This is a genomic window from Shewanella sp. MMG014 (assembly GCF_018100775.1).
GTDB classification, from domain to species: domain Bacteria; phylum Pseudomonadota; class Gammaproteobacteria; order Enterobacterales; family Shewanellaceae; genus Shewanella; species Shewanella japonica.
The window spans coordinates 707,059-715,225 of sequence record NZ_JAGJDZ010000001.1; the positions used below are offsets into that span (position 1 = coordinate 707,059).

General features: G+C 41.2%; 8 protein-coding genes. 3 read left to right on the forward strand and 5 right to left on the reverse strand.

Going from position 1 to position 8,167, the window contains the following annotated elements; translation table 11 throughout:
* Positions 1-115: 115 nt before the first annotated feature.
* The 3 genes from J8L86_RS03010 to J8L86_RS03020 all read right to left on the reverse strand — a co-directional run bounded on the left by J8L86_RS03010 (position 116) and on the right by J8L86_RS03020 (position 2,749).
* Complete coding sequence (locus J8L86_RS03010; protein ID WP_211028607.1) at positions 116-1,081, reverse strand: hypothetical protein; 966 nt, start codon at positions 1,079-1,081, stop codon at positions 116-118.
* Positions 1,082-1,093: 12 nt separating this feature from the next.
* Positions 1,094-2,089, reverse strand: a complete 996-nt coding sequence (gene parM, locus J8L86_RS03015) for a plasmid segregation protein ParM domain-containing protein (RefSeq protein WP_055024352.1) — start codon at positions 2,087-2,089, stop codon at positions 1,094-1,096.
* Positions 2,090-2,263: 174 nt separating this feature from the next.
* Positions 2,264-2,749 (reverse strand): YajQ family cyclic di-GMP-binding protein, encoded by a 486-nt coding sequence (locus J8L86_RS03020; RefSeq protein ID WP_055024353.1) that lies wholly within the window; start codon positions 2,747-2,749, stop codon positions 2,264-2,266.
* 169 nt (positions 2,750-2,918) lie between these two features.
* Between J8L86_RS03020 and J8L86_RS03025 the strand changes: the two genes are divergently transcribed.
* The 3 genes from J8L86_RS03025 (at position 2,919) to J8L86_RS03035 (ending at position 5,161) form a co-directional block, all read left to right on the forward strand.
* A complete protein-coding gene (locus J8L86_RS03025; RefSeq protein ID WP_065108956.1) occupies positions 2,919-3,290 on the forward strand; it encodes a VanZ family protein in 372 nt (123 codons plus the stop codon).
* A 14-nt stretch (positions 3,291-3,304) separates the two neighbouring features.
* On the forward strand, positions 3,305-4,264 hold the full coding sequence (locus J8L86_RS03030) for a 2-dehydropantoate 2-reductase (protein WP_211028608.1): 960 nt from the start codon (positions 3,305-3,307) through the stop codon (positions 4,262-4,264).
* A gap of 186 nt (positions 4,265-4,450) precedes the next feature.
* Positions 4,451-5,161: a phosphatase PAP2 family protein gene (locus tag J8L86_RS03035; protein ID WP_211028609.1), complete on the forward strand. Its 711-nt coding sequence runs from the start codon at positions 4,451-4,453 to the stop codon at positions 5,159-5,161.
* A 39-nt stretch (positions 5,162-5,200) separates the two neighbouring features.
* Here the strand turns inward: J8L86_RS03035 and J8L86_RS03040 are convergent, their stop codons facing one another.
* Together J8L86_RS03040 and J8L86_RS03045 are read right to left on the reverse strand one after the other, a co-directional pair.
* A complete protein-coding gene (locus tag J8L86_RS03040; protein WP_211028610.1) occupies positions 5,201-6,343 on the reverse strand; it encodes a DUF481 domain-containing protein in 1,143 nt (380 codons plus the stop codon).
* Between the two features lie 126 nt (positions 6,344-6,469).
* On the reverse strand, positions 6,470-7,366 hold the full coding sequence (locus J8L86_RS03045) for a DMT family transporter (protein ID WP_211028611.1): 897 nt from the start codon (positions 7,364-7,366) through the stop codon (positions 6,470-6,472).
* Between the last annotated feature and the right edge of the window lie 801 nt (positions 7,367-8,167).

Below are 8,167 nucleotides of genomic sequence, written 5' to 3' on the forward strand. Positions count from 1 at the left end.
CTCTACACGTATACTGCACAGCAGCATTCACACGTCATCGAATACAATTAGTCACAACAAAAAGCCCAACTTAAGGTTGGGCTTTTTTATACGCATTACATATACAGCACTGCAGTTACCACAAGCCTTTTGACTTAACTTTGCTGGCTCGAGCCAATTGAGACGTTAGCTGAGACTCAGCCAACTCTGTAGCGCCCATTTGGGAGCCACTGATCGATAATCCTTGATTAAGCTTATCTGCTACCGCTTGAAATTGGCTGGTTAACTGTTGTTGTAATAGCAAAATAGACTGCTGAATCGCTTTTTGATTAGTCTCAATGGCGGTTTGAATATCAGTGAATGGCTCAAGATTATCTTGAGCTGAAAGCACATTATCAGGCAAGCTTGCCGACATTGATTCAATTTGTTGTGTTAGTGCAGATAGCATTTTTTGGTTATTGTGTTCAACCGTTGCTACTTGCTCGCTTAATGTCGTTAGCGCACTACTAATTTCAACACAATTAATATCAACACGATTAATATCAGCACTGTTAATTGTCTCTTGCAGTTCAGTGGTAAGCTTGCCACACAGCGACGTTTCTAATCCGCCGACGGCTTCTGTTGTATTGAGCTGCATTTTTTCAAAATGGCTTTGATACAAGCTTTGCTGCGCTTGAAGCGCTTGCTGTGCACTCGCCTCCTGCTGCTTTAAGACTTCCTCTCGGTGACTTGCCAATATAGCTTCTAACTGTTGCCATTGAGCTTCCTCTAGACCTTGATGCGATGTGGCAAGGCCAGGCTCTATTGCTGGATCACAGTCAGTGTCATCAAATAAGCTTATTTGCTTCATTAATCGAGCAGCACTGACGCCATCCACATGATATTGCTCACTAATAAGCCTAGGTAAATCAGCCGAGACTTGGTGCAAATAAAGGCCGCTGAGGTAGATGTCTCGATGAAAGTGACTGCGCCGCTGAAGGGCAATATCTTTATCATCACCACGGCTTTTTTCCGTTTCTTGCCAAGCTCTTAAATTATCAATAGCAAAGCTATGTTGCTTATGTAGCTCTGGCGCTAAATTAAACGTGCACTGAATTCGCATAAAAGTTACCTATTAAGCTGCGTGATAACAACAGATCTCACGAGATAAGGCTTCTTGAGGCTGTTCAAGTAACACGATTTTTTCACCTAAGCTTGGGTAAACGGCATGCACAGCTTCTTCAATCAGCATAGCGCCACCCCCCACAAGATAAACGCGGTTAGGGTTACGCATAAAGGTTTTGGCTTCATAAGCAATTGCATTACCGAGTTCTTGAATTTTGTTCTCAATACATTCAAGCACCCAATCAACTTTGCTTAAATCATTAATAACTTCACAAGCAAACTCACGGTCATGACGGTGCTTAATTAGCTCATTTGCCACCAAGTAACTTGCGTCACTATCAGCTGCTGCCAAGGCTTTTCTCGCGGCGTCTGTCACCATAGACACGCCGATAGTGGCATTGCCGTATACACTCGACACGTCATCAAATTCACCAACGATCACGCCCATATCCAAGGTTGTGCCACCAACATCAATGACTAACGATTTAGTAAAGGCATTGATACCAGAATCCACTAACGTTGTTAACACCGCAGGCAAGCTTTCAGGCAGCACTTCAACATCCACTATCTCGAATAACTCACCTTTATTGAGCGAAATTTCACGCAATAAGTTTTCTTTTTTACGGGCGATGTTGGCTTCATTCTTTTGGCAATCATCCGCATTGTAATATTCAGTAATTGGTAAGGTGACCAAAATGCTCACAGGGCATGGGGCTACCCCCGTTTGAAGTAAGGCATGATGCACTGACAATAGGTTTAAATCATCGTACTGATATGCCACATGAGTGGTTGATAACGCTCTGTCCGATGTGGCATCAAAGGTGTATTTGGTCGAACCTATTTGATAATTAAATATCTTCTTTCCATTGAGTAATGCAGCACTTTTCCAATCTTTCCTAAACGAATTAGGAGAAGTCACACAATGTACTTTGTCATTTTCAATCCAGCTGATTTTGACATTGGTAGAACCATCATCGATGGCAAATTTCATTTTTGCAGTGCTCATAACGCGAATCTTAAAGTGTCTTAATGAAAGGTGTGCAGCAACAAGGCGACCACAAACGCTCACAACTTAAATAAAAAATGAATTTTTATCGATTAATGATTTAGATAATAAAAAACGCCGTAACCTTTAACGGCTACGGCGCTTGCATCATTCAAATAAGCGAATTGAAACTAATCAGTCACGAAAGTTATTAAACTGAAAAGGCTGCCCTAGTTCGGACTCTTTTGCTAAGCGCATGACCGCTTGCAAATCATCACGCTTTTTACCCGTCACACGAACAGAGTCGCCTTGAATCGCCGATTGTACTTTCAATTTACTGTCTTTGATTTGTTTAACCAACTTTTTGGCAATTAAACTATCAATCCCTTGCTTAAACTTTACTTTTAAACTGAAGGTTTTACCGCTATGAACTGACTTTTCATCCACTTCCATCGCTGATGGTTCAACGTTACGTTTACTTAATTGTATACGTAAAATATCCACCAATTGACGACACTGAAAATCATCTTCAGCTTTCAGTGTAACCACATTATCTTTATGTTCGATTTCAGCTTCTTTACCACGAAAGTCAAAACGCCCAGCAAGCTCACGACGTGAGTTTTCGACAGCATTACGTAGTTCGACTTCATCAACTTCTGACACAATATCCATAGATGGCATTGGAGTTCTCCCCTATTTACGATGCCACTATTCTAGCATTTTCCACCACAGGGCAAACCCTCCATAAAATAGAAAACAATAATTATCTGGAAGTTAATGACATTAATCGTGGTATTTTCTATCATTGCTGCATCGAAACGATATTGCATCAGGCTAAGTTAACCACAGCATGAAATTAAAACTTTTTTTTACAGGCGCATTTGTAGTCGCAGTACTTGTGGTGAGTTACTTAGTCTTTTCCAAACCTAATTACCCAGTTACCTTCTCAAATATGGATAAAGTCGGCCATACGGTCAGCTTTTTAGGGTTGGCGTTTCTCGCCTACTTTGCGTTTAAGCCTAAATGGTATTGGATGTGCTCTGTCCTCACTGCTTATGCGATTTTAATTGAAGTTATCCAATCCCAAATACCTTACCGAAGTGCCTCGGTAGCCGATGTGGTCGCTGACGTACTGGGGATTGCTTTGTTCTATCTATTTTTGTTTGTATTTAGAAAGTACCAAGCGGCTAAATTACTCCCTAAACCTGCTTCAAAAGTATAATAAGCGAGCCCATTATGCTTCAGCCTCACACAACCAAAACGGTTGCCGCCACTAAACCTACGGTTGCCATTCTTGGTGCTGGCGCCATCGGCATGTTGGTTTACAAGCAGTTATCTGAGTTCACTCAGCCGATATTACTCGGTAGGGATTTAATCAAAGAACACGCACTGACATTTGAACCTTTTTCAAAGGGCACCACCAGCGAGACACAGATCATTGAAGGGATGATGTGCGATGTAAACACGATAACTCACACTCAACTTGCCTCAGTTTCGTTAATCATCGTTTGTGTAAAGTCTTATCAAGTAACGCATGCCATCAGGCCACTCATCGATAGCCTGCCGCAGCACTGCACATTGCTGTTGTTGCATAATGGCATGGGACCGCATTTAGATACCCTCGCTTTATTGGCACAACATCAAAGAGACGACATTAACCTTTATCTTGGCACAACATCGCAAGCGGCATTAAAATGCAACAAGCTTCATGTGCGTCAAACCGGTACAGGTAAGACAATGTTGGGCCATTTAAAAGGCAAAAAATTAACAGAGAAGCAATTGGCACTGTTAACCCAAGCAATACCTGATTGTCACGTAAGCGAGGACATTCGTTTAGCCCTCTGGCAAAAGCTGGTCATCAACTGTGCGATTAATCCACTTACGGCCATAGAACAGTGCCGTAACGGTCAACTCGCCAAACCGCAATACCAAACACGCATAGATAATATTATCGACGAATGTATCATGGTGGCTAATGCAGACGGCGTAATGCTATCCAAACCAGCAATGGTTGAATACGTCTATCAGGTTATCGCACTGACGGCGAATAACTACTCCTCAATGCATCAAGATATTGCGCACCAACGCCAAACTGAAATACATCAAATTAATGGCTATGTCACGTCACGGGCGAAGTATCATCATATTGCTACCCCTGTGAATGACCAACTCGTGGATGATGTCAGCTCATTATAGGATTGACGCTAGACTTATTGATAACAGCCTTGAGCTTATATAAACAGCCTTGAGCTTTAAGATAGCAGCCTTGAGCTTTAAGATAGCAGCCTTGAGCTTTAAGATAACAGCCCTGAGCCTTAAAATAACAACCTTGAGCTTATACAAACAGCCTTGTACTCACTAATAAAAAGCTGCCTTAGTCTTATGACCAAACCGACTTTTACGCCCACTTGCCAACCTTTTAAGCCCGCCATTGTTGCAGGGTATATCAGTATGCTGCTTGGGGTTTTATTTTGTATAACCTACTTTGACCGCCCACTAGCTGAATATATACATCATGTAATGCATGTAAAAATAGCCAGCTTTGCCTACTCAAGCCAAACGCATGCTGTGCTAGAGTCATTATCCAAAAGTCCTTTGGTGCTGGAAATATTGGCCTTCATTATCGTTGTGCTTAGCCTAACTAAGCCCTATCAACTGCGCCTTTATCATCTAAGAAATATCATCTTATTGGTTGCAATCAACGCCACTATTATCAGAGTCAGCGCCAAGATAGTGTTTGGCCGCACTTGGCCAGAAACTTGGACTAACAATAACCTCTCTTGGATATCCCATGGCGTAGAGGCATTTTATCCGTTTTCTTTATCGGCAGGCTTTCATTCTTTCCCGTCAGGACACACCCTATTGACGTTTACATTCGCATCGTTGTTTTGGCAATGTTTCCCTCGTTTTAAGTTGGTATGGATATTTGCGATGTTGGCGGTAGTGCTAGGGCAATTACTGCAAAATTATCATTATTTGGGCGATATTCTCGCGGGCGCAACGCTTGGTTTACTCGTAAGCCAACTGAGTATTAATTATTATTGTCACAACAAGAATTTCAGACATAAAAAAGGACCTTTCAATAGGTCCTAATTTGATGATTCGTTGACTTTAACTGAGAGCGATTAACGGTTAGATATCGATACCAAAACCCACGATAAACTGGTAATCATTTTCTTTTGGCGTATTGCCGTCAGAATCAGGTTGAGGGCTCGCTGTGTGATCCCAGACAAACGATAAATCTAAATCGAAGATATCCGTTAACTCAATCTCAAGTGTCGCTAAAGCATGATGAGTATAACCACCAGAATCATCATCACCGTATTGCACACGATAAGAAGTGATAAAATCGATATCGCTGGTTATTTCGGTATCATAAACCGTCTCAACTACCACAGTTGCGGAGCTACTGTCTGTGCTTTCTCCCGCTTCGACATTATTAAACTTAGTATAGGTATATGCTGGACCACCTGAAATACTCCACTCGGTTTTCGAAGTATCAATGATGTTATAACCTAAACCCGAACCTAAAGTTAGCTTGTATTCAATGTTTAAAAACTTATCGGTATAAATCTCAGCAAACACAGGGCGCAAATAAAACTGCTTAGATAAAAACCAATCGAAGTTGGTATTAATACGGTTGTTATTAATTTTCTCTTCACTGTCTGATTTAGAATAGTTACCGATATAGTCGATATTAAATCGAGACTCAGTGGTTCTGCGTTTAGTTTTCGCGATAGCACTGTAATCAATTTGCTCAGTGTTACCCGATCTAAAGTTGGCACCTAAACTAATTTTACTCGACCAGTAATTAGATTCAGTTTGCTCGCCTGCGATAATGGTCAGAATTTGCTCTCGCTGAAACTCTTTACCGTCAATAAACATTTTACCATCACGCACCAATAACTGTCCGCTTTGGGTGCTTAAATCTAAAAAGCCAATACTGACCGTGCCAGCACTTTGCAGTACTTTAACGTCATCCCAATCAATAAAAAGAGTGTCGAGTTCATCGCTTTCAAACTCAAGCTGATCATCATACAGGTTTTTTATTTCCCCTTTTAACAGCTCCATCGAAGTTAACTGTAGCCAATCAAACTCACTGTCTTGAGGCGGGGTAACTTGTTCGGGAGTAAAAGTTGCGGCACCTGATAATTGGCTACCTTCAGGCGCTAAACTTTCTGTCGAAAGAGTGGCACTGTAAACATTAGAACTTAATGTAAATAAGAGGCTAGTGCAGCCTATGGCAACACTCAGTTGTCGAGCAAGGTGACTCATAAAACACTCCCTGAATAAGACTTCTTGGTTTTACTCAGGCTAGTATAGTACGAAAAAACAACAAATTAAAATCAATATAAGGCATTAAACCCCAAATGGGGTTACCCCGTCAGCTGCAGCTAAATGTTAAGTCCACATCACCAAAATTGCAGCTAGTGCTATTAAGACTAAACCCAATATTTCGTTAACCTTCACTTTTTGTTTTAACCAAAATACGCTAATGAGCATAGTAAAAAACACTTCAATTTGACCTAAGGTTTTCACATAAGGCACAGCTTGCAACGACATTGCACTAAACCAACCTATAGAAGCGATACAGCTACACACACTGATTGAAAGCGTTAACCTTGGTCTATGCCAAAGCGCCAGTAATGTCGCTCGGTCTTTAATCCCAAGGTAACTGACCAGTATCAATGTCTGTAGACCAATAACAGATAACAACACCCAAGCAGCTCTATGGGTAAATGGAATAGGGTCATACATCGCTGAGTCAGTCATGAGCAGCAAGCTTGCCTCTCGTACCCAAAGGGATGTGAACGCAAACGCAACCCCACTGCCAATACCAAGCACTATGGTATTAAGCGATAATCGCTTAACACCCCGTTGAGTGCTTAACAGCATTACAGCCACCGCACCAATGATCACACCAATCCAGCCTAACAAACTCAGACTCGTACCAAAAAACAGCACACCTAATATCGCCGCGACCAAGGCCTCACTTTTCGCAAGCCCTGCACCAACAGCAAAGTTCTTTAACTGAAATAGTTTAACCATCAATCCCGTAGCCAAAATTTGCATCAAAGATGCCCCAATGACAAAAGCATAAAATTGATAACTAAAACTGGGAAGCTCACTGGGTTGAAATTGATAAAGGCTGAAAAGGTATAAAGCAGCAATTGGACCTGCCCAAATAAAGCGCGCCAAGGTGACACCACTGATTTTCACTTGCTGACTCAGCTCACTTTGAAATGCATTACGCCAAGATTGCATAAAAGCGGCAAGTATTGTCAGTGCTATCCACATACATTTATACCCAATAATTCATAGCGTTGAGGTTTATTTTAATGACTTAATTGAACAGTCTTTTATGACTTTAAAGTATCACACACTCAGCAATAGATTACTGGTAATTTGTTCGCATATAGTCATGTGGGGGAGATAAATGGTTTAGAGCTAATATGATTCTGAACAGAAGTTTGTGAGCGCAAAGGGGATAGAATCGCTCGTGGGATTAGGAAAGGTATGGTAATAAATTAAAATGTACACTGACCCACATATTACTTTTGCACAAAAGGTGACAGTGGCCGGAGGACAGATTGCAGGCGCTTGTCAAGTACTGACTTTGCGATGTACATAATACGTTACGATAGCATACCCAATGAGCATTAATAAGAAGCAAAACATTGTCTGAAGGCCGAGTCCAATAGACCAAAACTTTAAGGGAGCTTCAAATGCCCAACTTTTAGCATGACCAGGAAGATTAAGTATTGCAGCAATTTGATTATATAAATGTATAGAAATTGAAGCTGAAGTGGCAAGTGGAACTATGCCTTTTACCGACTTAGACAACCCTCCGATAACGATGCAGACAACAATAAGAGGAGAAAATAAGATAAGCCACCAGAAAACTGGTACAGCCTGAACTTCAGGTAACATTGGTAAAATTACCTGAATATAAATGAGGTAATCACTTAAAGCCTCAACGAGACCAACACAAAAAAAACTCCCTATTACTATCTTAATGCGCGATATCTCCAAAGCACTTAACGCCTCATTAAGAGGAAATAAAATAGTTGGTTAAAATAAGCGAGGCACGAGCAAAAA